General features: G+C 65.3%; 26 protein-coding genes. 14 read left to right on the forward strand and 12 right to left on the reverse strand.

Going from position 1 to position 26,158, the window contains the following annotated elements; translation table 11 throughout:
* Positions 1-16: 16 nt before the first annotated feature.
* Positions 17-5,872 (forward strand): non-ribosomal peptide synthetase, encoded by a 5,856-nt coding sequence (locus CH249_RS26875; protein WP_094683653.1) that lies wholly within the window; start codon positions 17-19, stop codon positions 5,870-5,872.
* Between the two features lie 79 nt (positions 5,873-5,951).
* On the opposite strand, the gene CH249_RS26880 is transcribed toward CH249_RS26875, so the two are convergent.
* From CH249_RS26880 to CH249_RS26915, 8 genes are all read right to left on the reverse strand, one after another.
* Positions 5,952-6,890 carry a triacylglycerol lipase gene (locus tag CH249_RS26880; protein ID WP_045200047.1) on the reverse strand — a complete coding sequence of 313 codons (939 nt, stop codon included), beginning with the start codon at positions 6,888-6,890 and terminating at the stop codon, positions 5,952-5,954.
* 149 nt (positions 6,891-7,039) lie between these two features.
* A complete protein-coding gene (locus CH249_RS26885; protein WP_045195973.1) occupies positions 7,040-7,954 on the reverse strand; it encodes a glycosyltransferase family 2 protein in 915 nt (304 codons plus the stop codon).
* A 21-nt stretch (positions 7,955-7,975) separates the two neighbouring features.
* The gene (locus CH249_RS26890) at positions 7,976-8,830 is read right to left on the reverse strand and encodes an ABC transporter permease (protein ID WP_045195971.1); all 855 of its coding nucleotides are present in this window, start codon (positions 8,828-8,830) and stop codon (positions 7,976-7,978) included.
* A 10-nt stretch (positions 8,831-8,840) separates the two neighbouring features.
* The gene (locus CH249_RS26895; RefSeq protein WP_032397547.1) at positions 8,841-9,698 is read right to left on the reverse strand and encodes an ABC transporter permease; all 858 of its coding nucleotides are present in this window, start codon (positions 9,696-9,698) and stop codon (positions 8,841-8,843) included.
* Positions 9,695-10,666: a daunorubicin resistance protein DrrA family ABC transporter ATP-binding protein gene (locus CH249_RS26900; protein WP_032397546.1), complete on the reverse strand. Its 972-nt coding sequence runs from the start codon at positions 10,664-10,666 to the stop codon at positions 9,695-9,697. The genes CH249_RS26895 and CH249_RS26900 overlap by 4 nt, the downstream gene beginning before the upstream one ends.
* 121 nt (positions 10,667-10,787) lie before the next feature.
* Positions 10,788-11,741, reverse strand: a complete 954-nt coding sequence (locus CH249_RS26905) for a diiron oxygenase (protein ID WP_094645469.1) — start codon at positions 11,739-11,741, stop codon at positions 10,788-10,790.
* Positions 11,742-11,773: 32 nt separating this feature from the next.
* Positions 11,774-12,682 (reverse strand): prephenate dehydrogenase dimerization domain-containing protein, encoded by a 909-nt coding sequence (locus CH249_RS26910; RefSeq protein ID WP_094632379.1) that lies wholly within the window; start codon positions 12,680-12,682, stop codon positions 11,774-11,776.
* Between the two features lie 12 nt (positions 12,683-12,694).
* Entirely contained in the window at positions 12,695-13,189 is a 495-nt protein-coding gene (locus CH249_RS26915; RefSeq protein ID WP_094632381.1) for a hotdog fold domain-containing protein, read from the reverse strand.
* A 491-nt stretch (positions 13,190-13,680) separates the two neighbouring features.
* Here CH249_RS26915 and rpsJ point away from each other — a divergent pair, with 491 nt between their 5' ends.
* From rpsJ to rpsQ, 11 genes are read left to right on the forward strand one after another with little or no spacing between them, the layout of a single operon-like run.
* Positions 13,681-13,986, forward strand: coding sequence for a 30S ribosomal protein S10 (rpsJ, locus tag CH249_RS26920; protein WP_003938093.1), 306 nt, complete (start codon positions 13,681-13,683; stop codon positions 13,984-13,986).
* A 14-nt stretch (positions 13,987-14,000) separates the two neighbouring features.
* Positions 14,001-14,666 carry a 50S ribosomal protein L3 gene (gene rplC / locus CH249_RS26925; protein ID WP_032398245.1) on the forward strand — a complete coding sequence of 222 codons (666 nt, stop codon included), beginning with the start codon at positions 14,001-14,003 and terminating at the stop codon, positions 14,664-14,666.
* Complete coding sequence (gene rplD, locus CH249_RS26930; protein ID WP_008718317.1) at positions 14,663-15,340, forward strand: 50S ribosomal protein L4; 678 nt, start codon at positions 14,663-14,665, stop codon at positions 15,338-15,340. The genes rplC and rplD overlap by 4 nt, the downstream gene beginning before the upstream one ends.
* Positions 15,337-15,642, forward strand: a complete 306-nt coding sequence (gene rplW / locus CH249_RS26935; RefSeq protein WP_027496310.1) for a 50S ribosomal protein L23 — start codon at positions 15,337-15,339, stop codon at positions 15,640-15,642. The genes rplD and rplW overlap by 4 nt, the downstream gene beginning before the upstream one ends.
* Positions 15,643-15,681: 39 nt before the next feature.
* A complete protein-coding gene (gene rplB / locus CH249_RS26940) occupies positions 15,682-16,518 on the forward strand; it encodes a 50S ribosomal protein L2 (protein ID WP_008718311.1) in 837 nt (278 codons plus the stop codon).
* 13 nt (positions 16,519-16,531) lie between these two features.
* Positions 16,532-16,813 carry a 30S ribosomal protein S19 gene (gene rpsS / locus CH249_RS26945; protein ID WP_008718309.1) on the forward strand — a complete coding sequence of 94 codons (282 nt, stop codon included), beginning with the start codon at positions 16,532-16,534 and terminating at the stop codon, positions 16,811-16,813.
* Positions 16,810-17,232, forward strand: coding sequence for a 50S ribosomal protein L22 (rplV, locus tag CH249_RS26950; RefSeq protein WP_037188319.1), 423 nt, complete (start codon positions 16,810-16,812; stop codon positions 17,230-17,232). The genes rpsS and rplV overlap by 4 nt, the downstream gene beginning before the upstream one ends.
* Positions 17,232-18,041, forward strand: a complete 810-nt coding sequence (gene rpsC, locus CH249_RS26955) for a 30S ribosomal protein S3 (RefSeq protein WP_027496312.1) — start codon at positions 17,232-17,234, stop codon at positions 18,039-18,041. The genes rplV and rpsC overlap by 1 nt, the downstream gene beginning before the upstream one ends.
* Positions 18,042-18,044: 3 nt before the next feature.
* Positions 18,045-18,461, forward strand: a complete 417-nt coding sequence (gene rplP / locus CH249_RS26960) for a 50S ribosomal protein L16 (RefSeq protein ID WP_027496313.1) — start codon at positions 18,045-18,047, stop codon at positions 18,459-18,461.
* Positions 18,461-18,706 carry a 50S ribosomal protein L29 gene (gene rpmC, locus CH249_RS26965; RefSeq protein ID WP_027496314.1) on the forward strand — a complete coding sequence of 82 codons (246 nt, stop codon included), beginning with the start codon at positions 18,461-18,463 and terminating at the stop codon, positions 18,704-18,706. Before rplP ends, rpmC begins: the two co-directional genes overlap by 1 nt.
* Positions 18,703-18,981 carry a 30S ribosomal protein S17 gene (gene rpsQ, locus CH249_RS26970; RefSeq protein WP_032397542.1) on the forward strand — a complete coding sequence of 93 codons (279 nt, stop codon included), beginning with the start codon at positions 18,703-18,705 and terminating at the stop codon, positions 18,979-18,981. The genes rpmC and rpsQ overlap by 4 nt, the downstream gene beginning before the upstream one ends.
* Positions 18,982-19,044: 63 nt before the next feature.
* Here rpsQ and CH249_RS26975 read toward each other — a convergent pair whose 3' ends face one another.
* The 4 genes from CH249_RS26975 to CH249_RS26990 are packed head-to-tail and all read right to left on the reverse strand — an operon-like array spanning position 19,045 to position 25,231.
* On the reverse strand, positions 19,045-20,391 hold the full coding sequence (locus CH249_RS26975) for an AIM24 family protein (RefSeq protein WP_094683654.1): 1,347 nt from the start codon (positions 20,389-20,391) through the stop codon (positions 19,045-19,047).
* A gap of 18 nt (positions 20,392-20,409) precedes the next feature.
* Positions 20,410-23,535: an ATP-binding protein gene (locus CH249_RS26980; protein WP_094683679.1), complete on the reverse strand. Its 3,126-nt coding sequence runs from the start codon at positions 23,533-23,535 to the stop codon at positions 20,410-20,412.
* Positions 23,536-23,552: 17 nt separating this feature from the next.
* Complete coding sequence (locus CH249_RS26985) at positions 23,553-24,197, reverse strand: hypothetical protein (RefSeq protein ID WP_094683655.1); 645 nt, start codon at positions 24,195-24,197, stop codon at positions 23,553-23,555.
* Positions 24,194-25,231 (reverse strand): endonuclease domain-containing protein, encoded by a 1,038-nt coding sequence (locus CH249_RS26990; RefSeq protein WP_094658318.1) that lies wholly within the window; start codon positions 25,229-25,231, stop codon positions 24,194-24,196. The genes CH249_RS26985 and CH249_RS26990 overlap by 4 nt, the downstream gene beginning before the upstream one ends.
* A 239-nt stretch (positions 25,232-25,470) precedes the next feature.
* Between CH249_RS26990 and rplN the strand changes: the two genes are divergently transcribed.
* Both rplN and rplX read left to right on the forward strand, forming a co-directional pair.
* Complete coding sequence (rplN, locus tag CH249_RS26995) at positions 25,471-25,839, forward strand: 50S ribosomal protein L14 (RefSeq protein ID WP_032397538.1); 369 nt, start codon at positions 25,471-25,473, stop codon at positions 25,837-25,839.
* Entirely contained in the window at positions 25,840-26,157 is a 318-nt protein-coding gene (rplX, locus tag CH249_RS27000; RefSeq protein WP_032397537.1) for a 50S ribosomal protein L24, read from the forward strand.
* Position 26,158: the final 1 nt, after the last annotated feature.

Raw genomic sequence — 26,158 nt, forward strand, 5'->3', positions numbered from 1 at the left:
GGAGTCATTGCTTAACATGAGTGCGGATGGATCGACCGGCACACCGTCCGAGTCCGGCGGCCGAGTGGGGGGCCGGCCGGCCCGTCCCAGGCCCACCCGGTCTCGGCCGACGCGTACTCGGCCCGCCCGTACCGTTGCGCTGCCGACTCTGCTGGCGGCCGCGGTGGAGAAGAACCCGGACGGCATCGCTGCCGAATTCGGGGACCGGTCGCTGACCTACCGGGAGATCGATTCCGGATCCTCCCGGCTGGCTCGCCTGCTGCTCGCACGTGGGGTCGGGCCAGGGGATTTCGTGGCGCTGGCCCTGACCCGATCGATCGAATCGGTCATGGCGGTGTGGGCGGTGGCCAAGACCGGGGCAGCGTTCGTGCCGATCGACCCCAATTACCCGGCTGCTCGTATCGAGCACATGGCCACCGATTCGGGTGTCCGAATGGGCGTCACGGCAACGCAGTTCGAGACTGCGATGCCGAACACGGTGTCGTGGATCGTGCTCGACGCATCCGATGTCGAGGAAGAACTGAGTGGGCTGTCGGACGGGCCGGTGGTCGCGGACGATCGCCGCGCACCGATTCGCGCGTCCGATCTCGCGTACGTCATCTACACCTCGGGCTCGACGGGCCTACCGAAGGGCGTCGCCGTCTCCCAGGCGGGCCTGGCACCACTGGCCGCGACCCAGGTCGAGACGTACGGCCTGGACTCCGGTTCGCGCACACTGCATTTCGCGTCCCCCAGTTTCGACGCGTCCGTACTGGAACTGCTCATGGCCGTCGGTGCCGGTTCGACGATGGTCATCGTCGAACCGGGCGTCTACGGTGGTACCGATCTGAGCGAGGTGTTGCGCCGCCACCGAGTCACGCATGCCTTCATCACGCCGGCGGCGCTGGCCTCGCTGGACCCGGCAGATGTGCCCGACCTGCGAGTGCTCGCCGTCGGTGGTGAGGCCTTCTCGTCGGAACTGATGTCGAAATGGGCCACCGACCGCCGGTTCCACAACGTCTACGGGCCGACCGAAGCGTCCATGGTGTGCAACATCTCGCAACCGCTGACCGCAGGCGAGGCGGTGTTGCTCGGGCAGTCGACCAGGGAGATGGGTCATCACGTTCTCGACGACCGGCTGCGTCGGGTCCCGGCCGGCGTGCCGGGCGAGTTGTACCTCACCGGGGCCGGCCTTGCTCGCGGCTACCATCGTCGGTTCGGCCTGACGGCAACCCGTTTCGTCGCCAATCCTTATGCGGTCGAGGGGGACTCGAATCAGGCGAGGCTGTACCGAACCGGAGACATCGTGCGCTGGCGCGACGGGCCGACCGGACCCGTCGTCGAATACATGGGCCGCAACGACTTCCAGGTCCAGATTCGAGGATTCCGGATCGAGCTCGGTGAGATCGACGCCGTTCTGACCGCACTCGACGGTGTCGAGTTCGCAGCGACCCTCGGCTACCGGGGGCCGACGGGAGCAACGGTTCTCGCGGCCTACGTACTGCCGACGACAGGTGTCGAGCTCGACGTCGACAACCTGCTCGAGGCCGCCGGACGCAGTCTGCCTGCGCACATGGTGCCGTCCGTGGTCACCCCGATCGAGTCGATTCCGCTGACCCCCACCGGCAAGCTCGACCGAGATGCGTTGCCGGAGCCGGTGTTCGAGGTCGCCGAGTTCCGCGCTCCGACGACCCCCACCCAGCAGACGGTAGCCGACATCTTCGTCGAGTTGCTGGGGGTCGAACGCGTCGGTCTCGACGACGACTTCTTCGCGCTCGGCGGCAATTCGTTGATCGCCACCAAACTCGCTGCGAGGTTGGGATCGGCACTCGGCGTGCACGTGCCTGCGCGTTCGGTGTTCGAGTCGTCCACCGTCGAAGCGCTCGCGAACGCAGCCGACTCCGTCGACGCTCCGGTCCGGGCCCGGCTCGATGCCTCGAGGGCCCGGCCGCAACACATTCCGCTCTCGTCCGCTCAGCAACGCATGTGGTTCCTGAATCGACTCGACACCACGTCCGCGATCAACAACGTGCCGGTTGCCTTGCTGCTGCGCGGTTCGCTCGACGTCGATGCGCTGCAGGCCGCCGTCCTCGATGTGGTGGGTCGCCACGAATCGCTGCGCACCGTCTACCCCGACATCGACGGCAGCGGATATCAGCGAGTGCTCGACCAGGCCGACACGCAGGTCGACACGGCGGTGGTGCCTGTCACCCGCGAGAGCGCCCTGGCCGAGGTGACGCAGTTCTTCACGCGTGGGTTCGACGTCACGACCGAAATTCCGTTCCGCGTTCGACTGTTCGAGGTCACCGATCCCGCCGGTTCGGTACCGGAGTACGTACTGGCCTTCGTGGCGCATCACATCTCGGCCGACGGTCTGTCGATGGCTCCGCTGTCTCGGGACGTCATGACGGCATACCTCGCGCGACGGAGCGGATCGGCACCGCAGTGGACGCCGCTGCCGGTTCAGTATGTCGACTACACGCTGTGGCAACTGGACATGCTCGGTTCCGAATCGGACCCGAACTCTGTTGCCGACAAGCAGATTCGGTACTGGCAGCACGCGCTCGACGGCCTACCCGAACAGTTGGAGCTGCCCGCCGACAGGCCGCGCCCTCGGGTCGCGTCGGGACGAGGGGCGGTGGTGTCGTTCGACATCGAACCCGAGTTGCACGCCCGAGTGCTCGAGTGCGCCCGCACGAGCGAGTCGACCCCGTTCATGGTGGTGCACGCCGCGCTGGCCGTGCTGCTGGCGAGACTGTCGGGCACGGCCGACATCGCCGTGGGTGCGCCGGTGGGTGGCCGCGGCGACGCCCGGCTGGACGATCTGGTCGGCATGTTCGTCAACACGGTGGTGCTGCGAACCCCCGTTGCCCCGGATGCCTCGTTCGCCGAGGTTCTCGACACGGTACGTACGGCCGACCTCGAGGCGTTCGACAACGTCGACGTGCCCTTCGAGCGTCTGGTCGAGGTACTCGATCCGGTGCGTTCGCAAGGACGACATCCACTGGTGCAGGTTGCACTGTTCTTCCAGAACTTCTCACAGGGTTCCTTCGAGCTGCCCGATCTCGGGGTCGAGGCATTCGGTTCCGGCGTGGCATCGGCGAAGTTCGACCTCCAGGTGACCTTCACCGAGCGGGGCGACGGCGCAGGACCGGCCGTCGAGTTGATGTACGCGACGGATCTGTTCGACGAGTCGACCATGACGTCCTTCGGGCAGCGGTTGGTGACCGTTCTCGAGGCGGTCACCGCTCGTCCGAGTGTCGTGGTCGGTGACATCGAGATTCTCGATTCGGCTGAGCGCGAACAACTCTCGCTGCGGGGCAACGGCAGCACGGTGGCTGCCGATTCGGGCGAGGTGCTGCTGGACGGCTTCGATCGCACGGTGGTCGAATCGCCGGATGCGGTGGCGTTGGTCTTCGGTGAGCGGGCGCTGACGTATCGGGAGTTCTCGGACCGGGTGGATGCCACTGCGTCGTTGTTGCAGGAGCGTGGGGCCGGCCCCGGCGTGCTGGTGGGGTTGGCCATGCGTCGATCGGTCGAGCTGGTGGTCGGGATGTACGCCGTGCTGCGATCCGGTGCGGCGTACGTTCCGGTGGATCCGGATCAGCCCGCCGAGCGTAACGACTACATTCTCGACACGGCGTCGCCGATTGTCGTTCTGTCGACGGCGCGGGACGAATTCGTCACGGGGACAGCGATTCCGGTCGTCGACATCACGGACCCACCGGTGCCGAGCGGGCCGGTGGTGTTCCCTCGCGCGGTGGGTGGCGATCTGGCGTACGTGCTCTTCACGTCGGGGTCGACCGGCAGGCCCAAGGGGGTCGCCGTGGAGCATCGTGCGATCGTCAACCAGATGGAGTGGATGGCGCAGGAGTACGGTCTCGACGCGTCGGATGTCTACTTGCAGAAGACTGCCACGACGTTCGACGTGTCGTTGTGGGGGTTCTTCCTGCCGCTGCGTACCGGGGGCCGGTTGATCGTGGCGGCCCCGGGCGCGCAACGTGATGTGGAGGCCGTTGCGGCCGATATCGCCCGTCACGGCGTGACGGTGACGGACTTCGTGCCGTCGATGCTCACGGTGTTCGCCGAATCGGTTGCTGCGCAGTCCATCTCTTCGCTTCGGCACATCTTCGTGATCGGGGAGGCGTTGCCCGCACGGACCGTGAGTGCGTGCCGGGCAGTGTCGAACGCGCGGGTGCACAATCTGTACGGGCCGACCGAGGCCGCGGTGAGTGTCACGTATCGCGACGTCTCCGAGGACGTCGCGGTGGACGGTTCGGTGAGCATCGGGGTGCCGGAGTGGAACACCTCTGTCCACGTTCTGGATTCGCGGCTGCATCCGGTACCAGCGGGTGTGCCGGGTGAGCTCTACCTCGCCGGCGTGCAGTTGGCTCGGGGCTATGTTGCGCGGCCCGATCTGTCGTCGGAGCGTTTCGTTGCCGATCCGTTCGGTCCTGCGGGGGCGCGGATGTACCGCACCGGTGATCTGGTGCGGTGGTCGATGGATGCCGGACGGCTCGAGTACATCGGTCGCACCGATTTTCAGGTCAAGTTCCGCGGGCAGCGCATCGAGTTGGGGGAGATCGAGACGGCGTTGACGGCGTTGTCGTCGGTGAGTCAGGCCGTCGTGGTGGTGGCGCAGTTGTCGGTGGGGGAGTCGTTGGCTGCCTATGTGGTGCCTGCTGTCGGTGCCGCGGTCGATGCCGAGGCGGTGCGGTCGGAATTGGGGTCGGCGGTGCCGTCGTACATGGTGCCGTCGGCGTTCGTGGTTCTCGATGCGTTGCCGCTCAATGCAGCCGGGAAGCTGGACCGTCGGGCGTTGCCGGCCCCGGAATTCGAAACCCGTGAGTTCAGGGCTCCGCAGACTCCGGTCGAGGAATCGGTCGCCGCGGTGTTCGCGGAAGTGTTGGGCGTCGAGCGCGTCGGGCTGGACGACGACTTCTTCGCGCTGGGTGGCAACTCGTTGCTGGCGGTCAAGTTGGTCTCCAAGCTCAGAGCAGCCCTAGGCGGCGCGCCGGTACCGCTGAACTGGTTGTTCGTCGACGCGTCGGTGGGCTCGCTCTCCGCGCGGATGACGGCTGCGACGGAGTCGAGCGAGGGGGCGGACTCCACCGGGCTGGAGACGTTGATTCCTCTTCGGCTCGGTGGCTCCTCGTCACCTCTGTTCTGCATCCATCCCATCGTGGGGCTGTCCTGGGCCTTCGGCGGACTGTCGGCGTACCTCGGCGACGACCGTCCGATCTACGGATTGCAGTCGCCTGCCCTCTCCGGTGCCGAGCCGCTGCCGGAATCGATCGAGCAGTGGGCCGCCTTGTTCGTGGACAGGATTCGTACCGTGCAGCCGTCGGGCCCGTACCACCTGCTCGGTTGGTCGATGGGTGGATCGATCGCTCACGCGATGGCCGTGCAACTGCAGCGTGAAGGCGAGTCGGTGTCGACACTGGCCATGATGGATTCGTTCGTCGCGGGCAGGACCGACCACGTCGTGGACCGTCCTGTGTCGGCCGGAGAGATGCTCGGTGGCCTCGGCTTGGGAGCGGACTCCGATCTCGAGATCGGCGAGCTCACGGTCGATTCCGTGGCGGATCTGTTGGCATCGATGCCGGCTCCGTTCGACGAGATTTCCCGCGACCGGGTCGCCGGGATACTGGAGGGGATCGCCCGTTCGGCAGAGCTGATCGACTCGTACGTGCCCCGGACATTCGTCGGGCGGTCGATACTCTTCGCGTCGGTCGTCGACGATCCGACCGGAACCGTCGCGGCGTCGACGTGGGAGGACGCGGTCGACGGGGGCGTCACCGTGGTTCCTGTGCATTCGACACACTGGCAGATGGCGTCGCAGTCCGCACTGGCCGAAATCGGACCCGTGTTGCAGACCGAGCTGGACCGGTAGGTCTTCGAACGCGACCGGGGCCTCGCGACGTGATGTCGTCGAGGCCCCGGTGGCTACGGATCGTGCAGTGTCAGCAGTGTCAGCAGGGTGGCGGGGTGGTCGCTGCGTACTCGGGGTCGAGCGCCGACTTGACCATGTACAGCGGCGCGGGATCGGTGACGAGGCCGATGTGCGACGTCGTGGCGGCCGGGCACACGTCCTGAACCCATACGTTGTGCACCGTCGACGGATCACCCGACCGGAGGAAGGTGTTCCCCGGAGGTGTCGACACCGTGTCGTTGCGGGTGGCGATGACGGTGTACTCGACTCCCGGTTGGACGTCTCCGCCGTCGTTCAGGCTCGTCAACGTCGTGGAGCCGACCAACTGCTGTGCACCGGCCATGTTGTACGTGAGCGGGGTGAGCGCGTCGCCGGGGAGTCCGAGCGAGGTGAGCAGTTCGGAGAGCTGCTGCAGACCGCCGAACGTCGTTCCGTGGTTGGTGGCACCGAGGGTGACCAAAGTGTGCACCTTGTTGCGGGCAGGATCCTGCGGATCGGTGCCACCGTCGAACTTCATGTACTGGCGCGAGGACGTGCCGCCCTGTGAATGACCGACGAGATCGACCTGTTCTGCACCGGTGGCGGCAAGCACCTCGTCGACGAACCGACCGATCTGCCGTCCCGACTCGGCGATATCACCCGAACCCCAGATGGTCGTGCTCGGATCGAACAGGAGCGAGACGCCGCCGTAGTTGGGCGCGAAGACGCAGTAGCCCTCGCTCTTCAACTGCGGTGCGAGCGTCTTCCACGTCGACGCATCCATCTTCGTTCCGTGCACGAGTACCACCGGACGTGGATGAGCCGCACTGGGCACGCAGCCGAAGTCGTTCGCGCCCTCCAGGACAGGAGTGGCAGACACGGAGGTGCCCGTGGGGGAGGCGGGTGCCGCGGTAGCTGTTCCCGCCCCGGTCAGGCACAGGGCACCGGCAACGGCGGCAGCGACCGCCGTGGGCAGTACTCGGGAAAGCGTGTTCGACATGGCCTCGATCTCGTGTGAAGGCGTGCGATGTGCCGCCGGTTTCGGCAGCTCCGTGTTCTCGACCGTAACATCGGTCATCCATCCGTTACAGGCGCGCGACTCAAGACTGCAGGCCGGGCAGCCCGGCGATCCAGTGGGTGTGTCGGACGTCACCAACAGAAGGCGCGATAGGCGATGCCGCCGCGAACTTCGCCGACCCGGATGAACAGGGCCCTCGCCCAATGACCACGGGCCAATCCGGTCCACGAGGTCGGCAGAAGCGGATTGCGAACCAGTAGGGCGGTCCACCACGAGGCGACGGTACGGACCCTCATGGCCGGGCACCCCTGCGTCCGATAGATTCCGCGCAGTTTGGCGAAGCCGAAGCCGAGCCGAAACGATTGGCGCAGCATGGGCCGGAGCTCGGCTCGGAGCCGATAGGCGACGACAGCCTCGGTGCTGAAGCCGAGGGTGTAGCCGGCCAATTGTGCGCGCCAGCAGAATTCCACGTCCTGGCTGGCCCGGAACCGGTTGTCCATGCCACCGACATCGCGATAGACCGACGCCCAGCAGGCCATGCTGGCCCCGATGGCGAAGGGCAGGAAGTCGGTGCGGCCCTGATCCTCCGGCGGTGTGGTCGGAGTCCAGGACAACGCCTGCGCACTGTTCAACGTGTACGTCTCCACCGCGGTACCGGCTACGTCGAACGACCTGGCCAGCTCGGCGAGGGTTCGTAGCCACGACGGATGCACCACGTCGTCCGCATCGCAGAACATCAACAGCTCACCGGAGGCGTTCTCGGCACCGCGATTGCGGGCATGCGCCGCGCCGACCTGCTGGGATGCGTCGACACAGGTCAACTGCAGTCGATCCCGTAGGGGGTGCGAGGACACGTGATCGCCGACTCGTCCGTCACCGGCATTGTCCGAAATCAGCACATCGAACCGATAATCGGAATCCTGCTCCGCCAATGCCTGCAACTGCGCGTCGAGCAGGGGATCGAGCGAGCTCACCGGAATGATCACCGAGATCGACGGGTGCTCGGGGTGCCCATTGGCCACGACGTCACCTCCCAGCGTGGCCATCGACGGCCGGAGCCTATTCGATCAGCCGGTCGCGGATGCCTTCTTGTACCCCCGAATTGCAGGATAGAGGAACACCACGACCAGACCCAGAGACCACGCCAACGTCTGGAGCACCGGTGTCATGACCGGACCTCCGAGAGCGAGGTTCCTCATGGCATCGACCGCGACCGACATCGGTTGAGCTGCGACGACCGGCTGCAGCCAGAGCGGATACGCCAGAACCGGAACGAAGCCGGCATTGAAGAACATCAACAGGGTGCAGAAGATCGAGACCAGTTCAACCAGGGGAGCATTACCGGCGACGGTCGCGAGGAACGTGACCATCACCGCGAACCCGATACCGAACACGACCGGAATCAGAAGCAACAAGAGTCCGGCCTGGAACCCCTGGGTGAATCTGAACCCCATCGCCACTCCGGCAGCGATGATGACGGTGGTGGTGACGAGCACTCGGACGGCTTCGGCGATCATTCTGCCGAGCAGGCCGGCGGCACGGTGAGTCGGTGTCGTCCAGAACCTGGACAGCAAGCCCGATTTCCGCTCACCCTTGAGACCGACAGCGCTGACGATGGACCCGAACATGGCCCCGACGAGAGCGATCATCGGAACCTGGCCGTAGATGGCCGGGGCTCCGGTGGCCGCGGAGATCGAGTTGCCGAGTACGACCCGGAACATGACCAGCATCAACGCGGGGTACAGCAAGGCTTGGATCATCGTCGACGGATCGCGCATCCACCGCATCAGAAGTCGCTTGGCCTGGATCAGACTGTGCGTCCCGAGCGCGCGGATCGACCCTTCTCGCAGGGCCATGTTGGGTTCGGGAAAGGTCAAGTTGGATACGCGAGCAGCGTTCACCGACGCTTCGGACATGGTCATCTCGGACTCGTCATTCCGGTCTAGAGCTCGCCCAGATGGCAAGCGGGACGAAGAACACGATCAGGCCTGCGATCCAGGCGAGGGATGGCCACAGCACCTGAAAGGTGACTCCGCCTTCGGCCATGTCCCGCATCGCGAACGAGAACTGAGAGATCGGTTGATTGCGAACGAAGGGGCGGATGAGTTCGGGAAAACCGCTTTCCGGAACGAATCCGCACGAGGCCATGCCGAGGATGAGCTGGGGCAGGGTCAACACCTGGCTGGTCGCTTCGGGGCTCTTCGACAGCGTTCCGATCGCATCGGCACCGATCGACAACGTGGTGCTGATCAGCATGGCCAGTGCACAGAACAACAGGGCCTGACCGAATCCCGCAGTGAATCGAAAGCCGATGACGTAACCGAAGCCGAGAGCGGACACCAGAGACACCAGTGAGCGGACGACACCACTCGAGATGCGCGACACCAGCGGCACACCCCGCACGACGGGCATGGTCTTCAACCGGGAATTCAGGCCACTCATCGCCTCGGCCGAGGCACGCTGCGCCGCGGAGATCGCGGTGAACGCCATGGCCTGCAGCACGATGATCGGCATCAGGAACTGGGCGTAGTCGATGCCCTGCAGACCCATGACGAACTTGAGCGGCAGGTAGAAGCCGACGGTGAAGATGAGCGGGGCGATGACCGCGACCAACAACTCACCCTTGGTGAGCATCGTCCACAGCGCACGCCCGGTGAGGGCCTGCCACTGCACGAATCCCGACGGCTTCGTCCTCGACCGTCGCTTGGGTTGCTGAGCCGTCGAACCGACATCGGTCCGCTGCACGGTCCTCGCCTGCGAACCGGCTACGCCTCGCGTCGTGGCCGTCATGGTGTGGTGCTCGTCTTCGAGTGACCGGTGAGGGTGAGGAACACGTCGTCGAGCGACGGGCGGCGCAGGGCGATGTCGGCGAGCACGATGCCCACCGCATCGATGCGGCGCAGGATTTCCGACAGCGTGGCTGCGCCGTCGGGGGCAGGAACGGAGAGCCGGTCCGAGGCAGCGGTGATCTCGGCGTGAACTGCAGCGGGAACCATGTCGCCGAGGGCTTCGGCGGCCGCGCGGAGTTGGCCGGGATCGAGGGGAACGACCTCGCAGTAGCTGCCGCCGGTCATGGCCTTGAGATGGTCCGAGGTGCCTTCTGCGATGACCGTGCCCTTGTCGATGACGATGATGTTGTCGCTCAGGACATCTGCTTCTTCGAGATACTGCGTCGTCAACAGCACAGTGATGCCCTGCGACTTGAGTGCCTCGACCAACGACCAGACGCCCTGCCGACTGCGGGGATCGAGTCCGGTGGTCGGCTCGTCCAGGAACACGACCTCCGGCCGCACGACGAGGCCGCAGGCGATGTCGATGCGGCGACGCATACCGCCCGAGTAGCCACGGACGGGGCGCTTGCCGGTATCGGACAGGTCGAACTCGTCGAGCAGGGCCTTGGCTCGGGCCTTCGCAGCCTTCTTGTCCAGACCCATCAGACGGCCGAAGAGCTCGATGTTCTCGCGGCCGGACAGAGTGTCGTCGAGGGCCGCGTACTGCCCGGTCATCATGATCGAGCGGCGCACTGCCGGAGCGTCGGTCGCGACATCGTGACCTGCGACGAATGCCCTGCCCCGGTCGGGTGCGATCAGAGTGGAGAGCACCTTCACCGTCGTCGTCTTGCCCGCACCGTTCGGGCCCAGAATCCCCAGCACCGTTCCCCGCTCGGCGGAGAAGCTGATGCCGCGCAACGCCTGCACATCGCCGAAGGACTTGTGTACGTCCTCCACGTGTACGGCTGCGTGTTGAGCTGACGACATCGAATCTCCGAGCTGTCGGGGGGAGTGGTGGGACCGGACCCCGTGGAGTCGAGGGCCACTACTTGATAGCGAAATTCGCCGTGGATGTTACTTGTGGGTCGTCGCTGCGTGACCTCCGCAGTCAGTCCCAGTCGATATCGATACTGTTCTCGACGTCGAGTTTGCGGCACAGAGACCGCAACCCGCTGTAGTCCTGAACCAACGCGCGGCGGCTCTTGTCCTGCTCGACGTCGACGAGCATCTGCCCGCCACCGCGCACGCCCTCGAGTTCGAGAATGCGTCCCCAGGTGGAGAAGTCGCTGCTCGAGAACGCGTCCATGCCGTCGACCAGCCCGTCCAGGAACTTCTGGCGGTCGTCGGGGCGGAGCCTGTCGAAGACGATCGCAGCCATGTCGTCGGCGATCGACGCATGGCAGTACTCGTCGCGGTTGTGCAGTTTGACGGTGGCCCGGTTGATGGGCTGAATGATGTCGTCGTCCTCGATCAGGTCCAGATACGAGGTGATGGAGATCTCTGCAACCGTCATGAACGCGAGCGAGCTGATCGCCGCCGACCAGGGGTCGTCACTGGTCGCCTGCGCCGCACGCTGCCTGCGCACGGTGGAGCTGAACGGCAACGATCGTTCCGACAGAGCCCACCCGCGTCCGCGTCTGGTCGCAGCGCTCGCGTTGAGGTGCATGAGGGTGTGGTACTGCTCGTCCACCATGGCCTGGGTGACCGCCACAGCGAGGGTGTCACCCATCCCGGTCTCGAACACGTCCTGCGCCAACAGAGCGAAACCGGGATGAACGACGTGCTGCTCGACGTCCATCACGTTCTTGTTGAACGCGATCCAACCCCAGGCACGCAGTCGATCCTGCTGCTCGGCAGTGGCACCGGTGAAGGTGTCGTGCTCGCCGAATGGGATCAGAGCGTCGGGGAAATCCTGCTTGGTGGTGTCGAACAGATCGTCCAGCTCGGGCTCGGGCTTCTTGACCGTCGCGCGCTGCGACCAGTTCTTCGCCAATCGAGCGACGACCGCACTCTCGACGACATCGTCGGAATCGAACTCCGGCAACGACGGCTGTTCCAACATCGTGTGCCTCGCCTCCGCGCTCGTACTCGTGGTCATCGGTTACCACTGCTACCTCGAACGATACCGAACATCTCCGCGCACACCGCCCGATACCGATCCCCGTTCCCACCCAGAGCGGCCTCGGCCTGCGCCAACAGAGCGGCGAAGTCGGCCTCGGAACCGGAATCGACGGTCTCGCTCACCGTCTGCGTCGCGCGATGCAACGCCGCCCTGGCCTCGGCCGCGTGGGGATTGCCGGCCTGAACATCCCAGTAGACCTCGGGTTCCCCGCCGGTGATCCGCGCCAGTATCGCGAGCATCGACGCGTGCGGGGGAGGCGCAACGGCGTCGATGTCGACGAACGGAAGGTCCAGTTCGGCCAGAGCCAGTCCGAACGCCAGGACGCTGGCGTGCGTCAGCGCCTGCGTCGCCGCGGCGAGGCGATCATGACGTGCGGCGTCGAGAAGGACTACCCGAGCGCCCCACCGCGAGATGCCGTCCAGGAAGGCATCCACCGGCGGGCCGGGTCGATGCACGACGGCCGCAACCGGGCGTCCGGCCATTCCGAGCGACGGGGCGAACATGGGATTGATTCCCAGCGTGGCACCGATCGGACGCGCGCCCTGTACATGGTGGGAGAAGCCGGACTTCACCGACAGGGTCTCCACCAGCAGGGCGTCGGCGCGCATTGCGGACAGGTCGGCCCGCAGCGCCACGGATTCGGGGACGGCCAGAATCACCGTCGTCGCTTCTCTCAGCACCGATTCGACCGGCTCGGCGGGGGCGGTGATGTCGCCGGCGATCACCGTCGAACCGTCGAGCTCCGGGCCAGCGTGCACGTCCACGACGGTCACCGGTACGCCGTCCGCGAGCAGCAGATCGACCATCAGGCGGCCCACCGCTCCCGAACCTCCGATCACCGCTACCGAGTCATGGGACCGCGACCGTGTCACCGAGTTCATCGGTCGAGTATGTCAACGGGACGCCGCGGAGACCCAGATGGTGATGTCCGCGTGCACCACCTCGATGCCCGAGGTATCTCGGATCGCGACGGGTACGACGATGTCGATGCCGTCGGTGATCGTTCCGAAATCGGGGACCTCGTCGAGTTCGGCGACCGCGCGCAGCGACGTCGTGGCCTTCGTCAGGTACTGGACTGTCATGGACTTGGGAATCCATCGGTGCGTGGTGGGGACGGTCGCCTCGGCGAGCATGCCCATGGCGACCTCGGCGAGGTTGCACGCGGCGATGGCGTGGAAGGTGCCCAGGTGGTTCCGAATGCCGAACCACTTGGGCGCGGTGACCTCGCAGCGTCCCGGCTCGAGCGCGACGACACGGGGAAGCACGGATGCGAAGTACGGAACGCGCAGACACATGCCGACGGAGAAGAGAGTGGACCCGACAGTGTTGTTCGGTAGCTTCGACCAGGCGCGATAGGTCGCTCCGGTAGTGTTCTCGAGGGTGGTCATGGCGCTACCTTACTGCTCGGTAAGGTAGCTCGGTAGCGATCGATCGGCCCCGAGTTGATCTGCTGCCCGGTCTGCGGCATACTGGTCGGGTTGCCTGGACACGGGACGCGCTTGCGTGCGGCCTGAAACAGGTGAGTCGGCCGAAAGGTCGACTGAGCAAGAACATGAGACCAGCGCTCCACGTGAGCGCGTCCGGAACACCAGCTCGATCGGTGCGGATTTCGTTCGATTCGGATGGTTGAAGCGAAAGTTTCAGCGCAGAGGAATGAGCGGAATCGCGACACGCCCGACCGCGTGGACCGGAGAACCATGACAGATGAAGAGCGGCAACGGAATCAGGCCACGCCTGGTCGTCAACGTTTTTCACTGTCGTGTGTGCACGAAGGCAGTTCGAGTCGGTGGGTTTTCCACGGCTCGGGGACTGTGCAGACGAGGTGGAGCAGGCCGAACGGCCCGTTCTACGACCAAGCGGCAAGAAAAGGACACTAAGCGTGGCGGGACAAAAGATCCGCATCAGGCTCAAGGCCTACGACCATGAGGCGATCGACGCGTCAGCGCGCAAGATCGTCGAAACGGTCACCCGTACGGGTGCCCGCGTCGTCGGACCGGTGCCGTTGCCGACAGAGAAGAACGTGTACTGCGTCATCCGTTCGCCGCACAAGTACAAGGACTCGCGCGAACACTTCGAGATGCGTACTCACAAGCGGCTCATTGACATCCTCGACCCGACACCGAAGACGGTGGACGCGCTCATGCGCATCGACCTCCCGGCCAGTGTCGACGTCAACATCCAGTGAGCGCGGAGACAACGATGACTGATAACAAGAACCGGCCTGCGACAGGAATTCTGGGCACCAAGCTCGGAATGACCCAGGTCTTCGACGAGAACAACCGCGTCGTTCCGGTGACCGTGATCAAGGCAGGCCCCAACGTGGTCACCCAGATCCGCACCCAGGAACGTGACGGCTACAGCGCCGTCCAGGTCGCATTCGGTGCGATCGACCCGCGCAAGGTGAACAAGCCCACCACCGGCCAGTTCGAGAAGGCAGGTGTCACGCCGCGTCGCCACATCGTGGAGATTCGCGTAGCCGACGCCTCGCAGTTCGAGATCGGCCAGGAGCTCACCGCTGCAGTGTTCGAGGACGGCGCATACGTCGACGTCACCGGCACCAGCAAGGGCAAGGGCTTCGCCGGAACCATGAAGCGTCACGGCTTCAAGGGTCAGGGCGCGAGCCACGGTGCACAGGCCGTGCACCGTCGCCCCGGATCCATCGGTGGCTGCGCAACACCCGGTCGCGTCTTCAAGGGAATGCGCATGTCCGGACGTATGGGTGGCGACCGCGTCACGACGCAGAACCTCTCGGTCCACAAGGTGGACAGCGAGAACGGTCTGCTGCTGATCAAGGGAGCGATCCCGGGCCGTCGCGGCAATGTCGTGATCGTCAAGTCTGCATTGAAGGGTGGTGCACGGGCATGACCAGCCTCGAGAAGAACACCGAGACCAAGCTGACGCTCGATGTCAAGGAAGCCGGCGGCAAGACCAACGGCACCGTCGATCTCCCCGCGGAGATCTTCGACGCTCCGGCGAACATCGCGCTGCTGCACCAGGTCGTCATCGCACAGCTGGCAGCTGCTCGTCAGGGAACCCACTCCACGAAGACTCGTGGCGAGGTTCGCGGCGGCGGCAAGAAGCCGTACCGGCAGAAGGGCACCGGCCGCGCCCGTCAGGGCTCGACCCGCGCTCCTCAGTTCGTCGGCGGTGGCACGGTCCACGGACCGCAGCCGCGCGACTACAGCCAGCGGACCCCCAAGAAGATGAAGGCAGCCGCCCTGCGCGGAGCCCTCTCCGATCGGGCCCGCAGCGAGCGACTGCACGTCATCACCGAACTGGTTGCCGGACAGGTTCCGTCCACCAAGGGTGCGAAGACGTTCCTCGCCGAGATCTCGGACCGCAAAAAGGTCCTGCTCGTCGTCGGCCGCGAGGACATCGCAGCCTGGAAGAGCGTGCAGAACCTGGACGGCGTGCACCCCATCGCACCCGACCAGCTCAACACCTACGACGTGCTCAACGCCGATGATGTCGTTTTCAGCGTGGAAGCGCTGAACACCTTCATCGCTGGGCCTGCAAAGAACGAGGAGGCAAGCAAGTGACCACGATCGCCGATCCCCGCGACATCTTGCTGGCACCGGTCATCTCCGAGAAGTCCTACGGACTGATCGAAGAAGGCACGTACACGTTCCTGGTGCACCCGGACTCGAACAAGACGCAGATCAAGATTGCCGTCGAGAAGATCTTCGACGTCACCGTGACCAGCGTCAACACGATGAACCGTCAGGGCAAGCGTAAGCGGACCCGGTTCGGTTACGGCAAGCGCAAGGACACCAAGCGCGCGCTCGTAACGCTCTCCGCCGACAGCAAGCCCATCGAGATCTTCGGAGGTCCGGTCGCGTAAGCGGCTGGGACTCTTCGGATATAGAGGACGAGAAGACTCATGGCAATCCGTAAATACAAGCCGACAACCCCGGGCCGTCGTGGCTCCAGCGTTTCCGATTTCGCTGAGATCACGCGTTCGACCCCCGAGAAGTCGCTGATCCGCCCGCTGCACGGCCGCGGTGGACGTAACGCACACGGTCGCATCACCACCCGGCACAAGGGTGGCGGTCACAAGCGTGCATACCGTCTCATCGATTTCCGTCGCAACGACAAGGACGGCGTGCCGGCCAAGGTCGCTCACATCGAGTACGACCCCAACCGCACCGCGAACATCGCACTGCTGCACTTCGCAGACGGCGAGAAGCGCTACATCGTCGCACCCAAGGGCATCGCCCAGGGATCGCCGATCGAGCAGGGTGCCAATGCCGACATCAAGCCCGGCAACAACCTGCCCCTGCGCAACATCCCGACGGGTACGACCATCCACGCGGTCGAGCTTCGTCCGGGTGGAGGCGCGAAGATGGCCCGCTCCGCTGGAGCGAGCATCCAGCTCCTCGGTAAGGAAGGCCCCTACGCCACGCTGCGTATGCCGTCCGGTGAGATCCGTCGCGTCGACGTGCGCTGCCGCGCAACCGTCGGCGAGGTCGGCAACGCCGAGCAGTCGAACATCAACTGGGGCAAGGCCGGCCGCATGCGCTGGAAGGGCAAGCGCCCGACCGTTCGTGGTGTCGTGATGAACCCGGTCGACCACCCGCACGGTGGCGGCGAGGGCAAGACCTCCGGTGGACGCCACCCGGTCAGCCCCTGGGGACAGCCGGAAGGCCGTACCCGCAAGAACAAGGCGAGCGACAAGCTGATCGTCCGTCGTCGTCGTACCGGCAAGAACAAGCGCTAGGAGGGAGTTCAGAATGCCACGCAGCCTGAAGAAAGGCCCGTTCGTAGACGATCACCTCCTCGCGAAGGTTGACGTCCAGAACGACAAGGGAACCAAGCAGGTCATCAAGACCTGGTCCCGTCGATCGACAATCCTGCCCGACTTCATCGGTCACACTTTCGCCGTCCACGACGGTCGCAAGCACGTACCGGTGTTCGTGTCCGACTCCATGGTCGGCCACAAGCTCGGGGAGTTCGCACCGACCCGCACGTTCAAGGGTCACATCAAGGACGACCGGAAGGCGAAGAGGCGATGACCAACTTCACCCCCACCGCCAATCCGACTGCCAAGGCCGTAGCGAAGCACGTTCGCGTCACGCCGATGAAGGCACGTCGCGTCGTGGATCTGGTTCGCGGGCGCTCCGTCGAGGACGCGCTCAACATCCTCAAGTTCGCGCCGCAGGCAGCGAGCGAGCCGGTCGCCAAGGTGATCGCGTCCGCAGCGGCCAACGCCGAGAACAACCTGGATCTCGATCCCAGCACACTGATCGTCGCCACTGCATTCGTCGACGAGGGTGCAACCCTCAAGCGATTCCAGCCGCGCGCTCAGGGCCGGGCATTCCGGATCCGCAAGCGCACCAGCCACATCACGGTGATCGTCGAAAGCCTGCCCAAGACCGGCGGAACGTCTCGTAACCGTCGTAAGGGCCAGGCGTCCAAGGAAGGGGCTCAGTAGTGGGTCAGAAAATCAACCCGCACGGCTTCCGCTTGGGTATCACCACTGACTGGAAGTCGCGTTGGTACGCAGACAAGCAGTACTCGGAGTACGTCAAGGAAGACGTCGAGATCCGCAAGCTTCTTGCCACCGGCATGGAGCGCGCAGGCATCGCGAAGGTCGAGATCGAGCGCACCCGTGACCGTGTTCGCGTGGACATCCACACGGCACGCCCGGGCATCGTCATCGGTCGCCGTGGCGCCGAGGCCGACCGTATCCGCGGAGCTCTCGAGAAGCTGACCGGCAAGCAGGTTCAGCTCAACATCCTCGAGGTCAAGAACGCCGAGTCCGAAGCTCAGCTCGTGGCTCAGGGTGTTGCCGAGCAGCTCAGCAACCGCGTCGCATTCCGTCGGGCAATGCGCAAGGCCATCCAGTCGGCCATGCGTCAGCCCAACGTCAAGGGCATTCGTGTTCAGTGCTCCGGCCGTCTCGGTGGCGCTGAAATGTCTCGCTCGGAGTTCTACCGCGAGGGACGCGTTCCCCTGCACACGCTCCGTGCCGACATCGACTACGGGCTGTACGAGGCCAAGACCACCTTCGGCCGTATCGGCGTGAAGGTCTGGATCTACAAGGGCGACATCGTCGGCGGTCGGCGTGAACTCGCCGCCGCTGCGGCTCCGGCCGCCGGTGCAGACCGTCCCCGTCGTGAGCGTCCCACTCGTCCGCGTCGCAGCGGTGCCTCGGGCACCACAGCGACCAGCACCGAGGCAGGCCGCGCGGCATCCGCAACCGAGGCTCCGGCCTCGACCGAGCCCACTCAGGAGGGCTGACGCATGTTGATCCCCCGCCGGGTCAAGCACCGCAAGCAGCACCACCCGAAGCGTTCGGGTGCCGCCAAGGGCGGAACTCAGGTGACATTCGGTGATTACGGCATCCAGGCTCTCGAGCCCGCCTACATCACCAACCGTCAGATCGAGTCCGCTCGTATCGCGATCACTCGCCACATCAAGCGTGGCGGCAAGGTCTGGATCAACATCTTCCCGGACCGCCCGCTCACCAAGAAGCCTGCCGAGACCCGCATGGGTTCCGGTAAGGGTTCGCCCGAGTGGTGGATCGCGAACGTCAAGCCGGGTCGTGTGCTCTTCGAGCTGTCGTACCCCGACGAGACCATCGCGCGTGAGGCACTGACTCGCGCCATCCACAAGCTGCCCATCAAGGCACGCATCATCACCAGGGAGGAGCAGTTCTGATGGCTACCGGAACCCCAGCCGCAGAGCTCCGCGAGCTCACCGGTGAAGAGCTGGTCACCAAGCTGCGTGAGTCGAAGGAAGAGCTGTTCAACCTTCGTTTCCAGATGGCTACCGGCCAGTTGGACAACAACCGTCGACTGCGCACCGTCCGTCACGAGATCGCGCGCATCTACACCGTCCTGCGCGAGCGTGAGCTCGGCTTGGCATCTGGTCCTTCCGAGGACACTGCAGGTGACGCGGCATGAGCGAGGAAAAGACTGTGACTGAAGAGCGCAACAACCGTAAGGTCCGGATCGGCTACGTCGTATCCGACAAGATGGAGAAGACGATCGTGGTCGAGCTCGAGGACAGGGTCAAGCACCCCCTCTACAGCAAGATCATCCGTCGCACCACCAAGGTCAAGGCACATGACGAGAAGGGCGACGCCGGCGTAGGCGATCGCGTTCAGCTCATGGAGACCCGCCCGCTGTCCGCCACGAAGCACTGGCGACTGGTCGAGGTTCTCGAAAAGGCCAAGTAGTACCTGCACACAAATGCCCGCTCCCTTCCTGGGGGCGGGCATTTTGCGTTCCGGTGTGCGGCCCTACCTGCCCAGCAATCCTCCGAGCGCGCCGCCGACCCCGGCCTGCTCCCCGCTGCCGCTGCCACCGACCAGGCCACCCGGCGGCTGCTCCGATGGCTGAACCACGACGAATCCCTGACCCGAGAACTCGAGGGTGAAGCGCTCACCCGTCGTTCGACCGATCAGCGTGCCGAGTCCGAACGAATCGTTCTTCTTGACTCTCGTCTGCAAGGACGACGACCACGCGACCGCAGCCTGTGGATCCGCGAAGGTCGGCTGGTCGACGTTCAGCACCACCGGAACCCCGTCCGTGGTGATGGCAATCCGGCCGCGTCCGGAGAACACGCAGTTGAAGAAACCGGCATTGCCGCCTGCCGCGGCACCCTGCACCCGCTTGATGTCGTAGCTCAGCGAACTCTCGAAAGCCAGCACATTGGCACCGTTGATGGTCAACCCGTCCGTGCCGTCCAGGTCGATGAGATGAACGTCCTGAGCGGCGTTGGCGAGAAAGAGGTCGCCCTGACCGGTGACCTTCATCAGAGGAACACCCTCACCCGAGAGCGCCTGTTTCAGAGCCCGGCCGATCCCACCGGACCCCTTCGCCTCGAACTGCAGATTGCCCTGATACGCCACCATCGAACCGGCCCGGGCCATCACCTCGCCGTTCATCCCGATGCGGCACATCTTGCTGCCCTGCTTCTGGATACCCGAACCGGGAACCTCGGCGTGAGCGGGCGCGAACAGTTCACTTCTCATGGCCAGAACTCCTCGAGGGGCTGATGAATCGGTGGACGACGCAGGTGACTGCGTGGGACGGAGAGGTTGCTCGACGGAGGCCGTCGGGTCGGGCGTCGGGTCGTCCTCGTCGATGCTGATGCCGAACGCCGTGGCCAAACCGGCCAGGCCATCGGCGTATCCCTGGCCGACGGCGCGGATCTTCCACTGATCGCCGCGCCGATAGAACTCCAGACACACCAGTGCGCTCTCGTCGCCGAGTGCATCGGCAGTGAAGCCGACCAGTGCTGTGTCCGACGCATCGGACACCGTCACCGCAGTCGGGCCCGCGGCCGCGAACGTCGCGGGTCCCGTTCCGTCGAGGGACGCAGCCACGACCACGGTGTCGACGCCGGCGGGGACGGCAGCGGCGTCGAACATCAGCAGGTGACCGGTGGGGGTGCGGCGATACTCGACGCCCGAGGCGGAGGGCTGGTTGTAGAACACCAGGTCCGCGTCCGAACGCACCCGACCGTTCGGACCCAGCAGCAGCGCGGAGACGTCCACTGAGGTCGATGCCGTGAGCGTGACCGTCAGAGGACCGGCCGGAGCGGGGCAGTTCTCCCCGCGAGCGAGGGTTTTCACCGAATCCAGTGTGCCACTGTCATGGCGTCAGGGCTGTCGCGCCAGCTCGATGACCTCTTCCTCGGTCGGTGGACTCTTCGGATGGTAGGACAGGCACAGGGGAGTGGCGGTGCGTCGGAATTCGGCGCCTTCCACAGCCGCGTAGAACTGACCGGCGGGCAGGCGTCCGACGTCGGGAACCGAGCCCCCCTTGACCCGTGCCATCTCCTTGGCTGCGTCGACCTGCGATGGACTGTTGAGCAGACCGTAGAACTGCGTGGACGCATTGCCCGCGATGCGATTGTGCAGGCCCTTCGGGGATTGCGTGGCGAACACCAGTCCCAGTCCGTACTTTCTGGCCTGCGACGCCAGGGCCATGGTGCTGTGCGTGGCCGCTGTGCTCCGGTCGGAGGGTGCGAAATTCTGCGCCTCGTCCATCACGAACAATCCCCCGAGTGGCCGGTCGCCCGCCGGATTCTTCTTGATCCAGGCGAACAACCCCATCTGGAGTTGATTGACGAAACTCTGCTTCTGCTCGTCGGTGGTCAGCCCCGCGAGGTTGATCACCGATACCCGAGCCTTCTTGCCCTCGGCCGGCGTCAGCAGCACAGCTGGGTCGACCGGCGTGCCCGCGCCTGCGAACATCGGATCGTTCGCGGCGGCGGCCTTGAGATTCTCGGCCAGTCCGGCAGCGATGCGCACCGCATCGCGCATTTCGCTCGCGTCCTCGGGGAATTCTTCCAACAGGTCGATGAAGTCGGACAGATCCCCGCCCCGCGAACGACGACCGAACTGGTCGAGGGCCGATTTCAGCACGGCCCGACCGTGTTTCGCCTTCTGTGACGTCCCGAGTACACCTGCGGCCGGTTCGAGCGAGGCCAAAGCGGACTCGATGGAGGCCTCGAACTCGTCCGCGTCGCCGACGACACTGGCGAAGTCGGGTAGCGGCTGGAAGCTGAGCGGCCGGCCGGCCGACTTGCGCGGGGTCCACACCACGACGTCGGTGTCGCGAAGGTACGCCGTTGCCTTGGCCTCGTCACCCGGTGGCCACGTCCTCTCGTCCTCGGGCCACGCGGTGCCCAGCCGAGCCAGGTCGTTGTTGACGTCCAGCACGATCGCCGAAACACCTTGTAGGGCACATTCTTCCACCAGCCGGCGAATCAGAACGGTCTTTCCCGAGCCGGATCCCGCGAAGATCGCCGTGTGCTTGCGCAGCGCCTCGAGTGGAATGGCGACATCGGCACCGGTGCTGACCTCGGCACCGACGACGATGGACGGCTTTCGGCTCGTCGACGACTCCGGTACGGAGGGTGTCGCTTCCGGTTCGATGAGGGCGGTGTCGTCGTCCACGACACTGACTGCAGGCAGCACCGCAGAGAACAATCTGACATCGTGCGCCGGCTTGCGTGCGAGCAACCAGGACGTGAGCGCGGGGGAGTTCTCGGCCAACAGGATCGACAACGCCGCCAGCGCCCTGCGGTCCTCGTCCCCGAGTGGCACCACGACGCCACCGGCGCGGTGCAGGGCCGCGATCGTTTGCTCGGTTTTCGCGCCGTTCGGCCACGGGTCGTTCCTGATCAGGATCAGCCGTCGCCTCGGCATGTCGACGCGCAGGCCCGCCGTCGTCACGGCCCGCTCGACCCGGGCCAACGCGGCCCGCGCGTTGCCGGACGTCACGGCGCGGAAGCACCAGTGCTCTTCGTCGTCGGTGTCGGTGTCGACGGTGTGACGCAGGCGGGCGTGCAGCGCCGGCTTGCCACTCGGCGGCGGATCCTGGGCCAGGCTGTCGTCGGACGACTGATGCTCGTGAATCCACGCCGTCAGACCCGCGGACAACAGTGCGGGAACGATCGAGTCCTCGCTGTCGGGTCGCAACGGAACGGAGACGTCGACCTGTCCACGAAGTTGCTCGTAGCGATCGTCGAGCGCATCGAGTTCGTTGACCCGCGCCGTGGGCAGGTCGGGCGCATCGGTAGGACCGGATCTGTCGGTGAAGCTCTCCAACTCCGACGCGACCCCGGTGTCGAGGCAGTGCCTGATGTGCCGATCGACGGCGATGAGAAGCTGGCGCGGAGTGAAATCCGGGGCCTGCTCGAACGCGTCGGGCGCGACCGGCCACGTCGGGTGCGGTGGCGTGAACCCGGCCTCGAGGAAGCACGCGGCCAGCCGTCGTCCGAGTAGCAGGCGACCGATGTCCGAGGAGGGAATCGGCTTGAGCGACTGGGTGACTCGGAAGCGGTCACGCATCGGCGCGACTCCGCGTGCGGCAATCAGTTCCCAAGCGCTCGACAGCGCGGAGAGCACCGAGGCAGTCCGGGGGAGGGTCTCGCGCAGCGACATCAAGCCGTGTGCGAGCTGTTCGACGACCTTGTCTTCCTGCGCGTCGGCGAACTCCTGATCCGATCCGGTACGAGACTGCGCCACGAGCGTGTCGATCTGATCGATCGCGAGGATGGTCGGACCGGTGATGGCGAGCAGACGCGAGATGTTCTCGGCGATGCCCTGATGGCCGAGCTCGGCCCGGCGGATGCCCCAGGCCGAGAACTCGTCGGGATCGACGTCGTCGATCGACTGCAGGTAGGCGTCGCCCAGATCCTGAACGGCCGAATCGGGGGCGATGGACAGCACGAGCGCGCGCAGCGTGTGCTGCGACGTCCGTCGATGGCGCGGGTGAACCTTGTACACCGCGGTGACGAAATCGTTGAGCGTATCCGCGTCGATCATGCTCTCGCCCATGATCTTCGCGCGCTGATCCTCGGCGATGTCGCCGATCTCGCAGAGCCGTCGAAGCAACAGCCCGAGCTGGCTGTCCGATCCGCGGCCGGACGGACGCATCAGGTCGTCGAGCATCCCCATCAGCGTCGAACGCCAGAATCCGGCGGCGTCGAGCAACCTGATCAGGAAGAAGTACCCGCCCTTGAGCTGTACTTCTTCTCGCACCTGGCCGAGCAGGTGCGTCTTGCCCGAACCGGCCGGGCCGCGCACGACGACTCCGAGCGGACTCGCGTCGTCGGAGGCGTCCGCGTCGTCGTACGCGTTCATCACCTCGAGGAACACGCGTTCGTGCATCCCCGGTACGTGCACGTTCGACTGAGAACGCCACACGTCGTCGGGTGTCGGTGCCCAACTCAGCCGCACCGATTCGAGAGCTCGGATCTGCTCGCTGTCCGTCATCGTCGACTCAACGCCCATCATGGTTCGATCGAGAGAAGGTGGTTCTGCTGATTTCCGACGACGACGGCCGCGGCGCGTTCCTCGTCGGTCAGCGTCTTCTGATTTTCCTCCGGTATCAACGAGACGTCCGGGGCGCGACGCAGGCGCGCGAGAGCGTCGTCCAGATCGGTTCTGGGTATGTCGCGCAATTCGTTTCGCAATCTGGACAGTCGGACGGTGCTGCCGGGTTCGCGGGCGAGCCCGGCGTAGGCCGCGCGAATCGAGGCTTCGATGTCGACTGTCGTGTCGGTCTTCTCGACGGGTTCAGGCTCCTCTGTTCGCGGCGAGAACACATCCGCCGGGCGGGCGTCGGTGCGATCGAGCCACCGTCGCAACCCCGCCAACACGGTGAACATTGCCTTGCCCGCGCCGGTCGATCGAGCCGGTGGTTCTCCGCCGATGAGTTCGCCGCAGATCCGCCATCCCTTGTCGGTGAGTTCGAGAGTCATCGGGCGCACGGACGAATTCACTTCGACGAGACCGGCGTTCTTCAGCTTGTCGCGGGACGCCTTCGCGAGCTCGGGGCCCATCGCTTTGAGTTCGGAGTTCTTGACCGGGCTTGCCTCGGCCATCAGGACCAGCAGCACTGCCGCCTCGGTCCCGTTCAGGTCTTCGGTACTCATCGAGGATCCCCCTTCGATCGTCTTCTCGATACTGCCTCGCGGATGGTAGCTACCGCACGTTGCGGATCGTCGATCACCTGAGCGTTGGTGAAGCGCAACACCATGTAGCCGTGTGTCTGCAGTTGGTTGTCGCGCACGCGGTCCTCGGCGAAGCGGTCGACGGCGCGGTGCTCGTTGCCGTCGATTTCCACGACGATCTTCTCGGTGCGCCACAGTACGTCGACCGTGAACGGTCGGCCGAGCTCGCCGAGCCGGATCGAACGATTGTGCTCCCGCCCCGCAGCCCAGTCGTGCACGTCCAGCGCTCGATACAAGCGCTTCTCCGGATCGCTGGCCGGGTGCGGATGTCCCGCGATCGGCGGATAGCTCAGGGGTCGGAACCGATCGACCACGGTCTCGACCCCAGCGGGCACGGCGGGCGCGTGTACCGCCACGGACCGGAACCGGTCCATGTTCGACGCCCCGTCGCCCGTCACCCACACCGCTGCACCGGCGTGCGTGCACAGCCATTCCGCAGCTGTCCCGACGACTCCGGCATCCGTTCCGGCCGGCACGACCAACACGAGCGCAGCAAGGCTTCTTCGACGAGCCGAGGCAAGTATTCGGGTCGAGCCTGCTGCGCGAGTTTCGACGGTGAATGCGGCTCGACGCGGCGCACTCCCCGCGACGGCTGCATTTGCCAGAGCCCCGACGTAGGGGCCGAAGTGTGCGGTGTCGGCACCGAGCCGAGCGGCGGCGACGCGAGCAGCGCGCCGATCCAACGACGACGAGCCGGAGTGATGGTCGAAGTCGGTGAGCCACAGCGGAACCGAATCGACGGCGGCGTTCTCGAGTTCCGTGACCACTGCATCGACGAGATCGACGGCACGATCGGCCGTCGTGGGATCGATCGCGAAGAACACGATCGCAGGTGCGTCCACCGGTAGAGGGTTCACGGATTCGGCGAGATCACGCTCGGTGACCCCGTGGATGCGCACGACCCGGTCCAGGGGCAGACTCGACCACCACGCGGTGTCGTCGCGCTCCGACGTCATCGCCGCGCCCCGTCGATCCGAAGATGTCCCATCCCCAGAACCGTACCGATTGCCCCGAAGGGCGCAGGTGACGGCGGGTGGCCCGGTGACGACGATTTGGATGCCGGGGACCCGTTCCCCTACACTTGACCGGTTGCCTGTGGCAGCGGTGTGCCTTCGTGTGCCCGTACCCAGCAGCCGACCGCGCGTGTCGGGACGGAAATCCGGCACGTACGTACATCCAGGTCAAGGAGAAGTTAGTGATTCAGCAGGAGTCGCGAGTACGCGTCGCTGATAACACGGGCGCGAAGGAAATCCTTTGCATCCGCGTTCTCGGTGGTTCGTCACGTCGCTACGCCGGAATCGGCGACATCATCGTAGCTACGGTGAAGGACGCCATTCCCGGTGGAAACATCAAGAAGGGTGAGGTCGTCAAGGCCGTCATCGTCCGCACCATCAAGGAGCGTCGCCGTCCGGATGGCTCGTACATCCGTTTCGACGAGAACGCTGCGGTGCTGATCAAGCCGGACAACGATCCCCGTGGAACTCGTATCTTCGGCCCGGTCGGCCGTGAGCTGCGTGAGAAGAAGTTCATGAAGATCGTCTCGCTCGCCCCGGAGGTGCTGTAAATGAAGGTGCACAAGGGCGACACCGTTCTCGTGATCGCAGGCAAGGACAAGGGTGCCAAGGGCAAGGTCATTCAGGCCTACCCCGCTGACTCCAAGGTTCTGGTCGAGGGTGTGAACCGCATCAAGAAGCACACTGCGGTCTCCGCCAACCAGCGCGGCGCATCCTCGGGTGGCATCGTCACCCAGGAAGCCCCGATCCACGTATCGAACGTCGCAGTGGTCGACTCGGACGGCAACCCCACTCGCGTGGGCTACCGGACCGACGAAGAAACCGGCAAGCGCGTTCGTGTTTCCCGGAAGAACGGGAAGGACATCTGAG

The organism is Rhodococcus sp. 05-2255-3B1, assembly GCF_002258545.1.
Classification (GTDB): domain Bacteria; phylum Actinomycetota; class Actinomycetes; order Mycobacteriales; family Mycobacteriaceae; genus Rhodococcoides.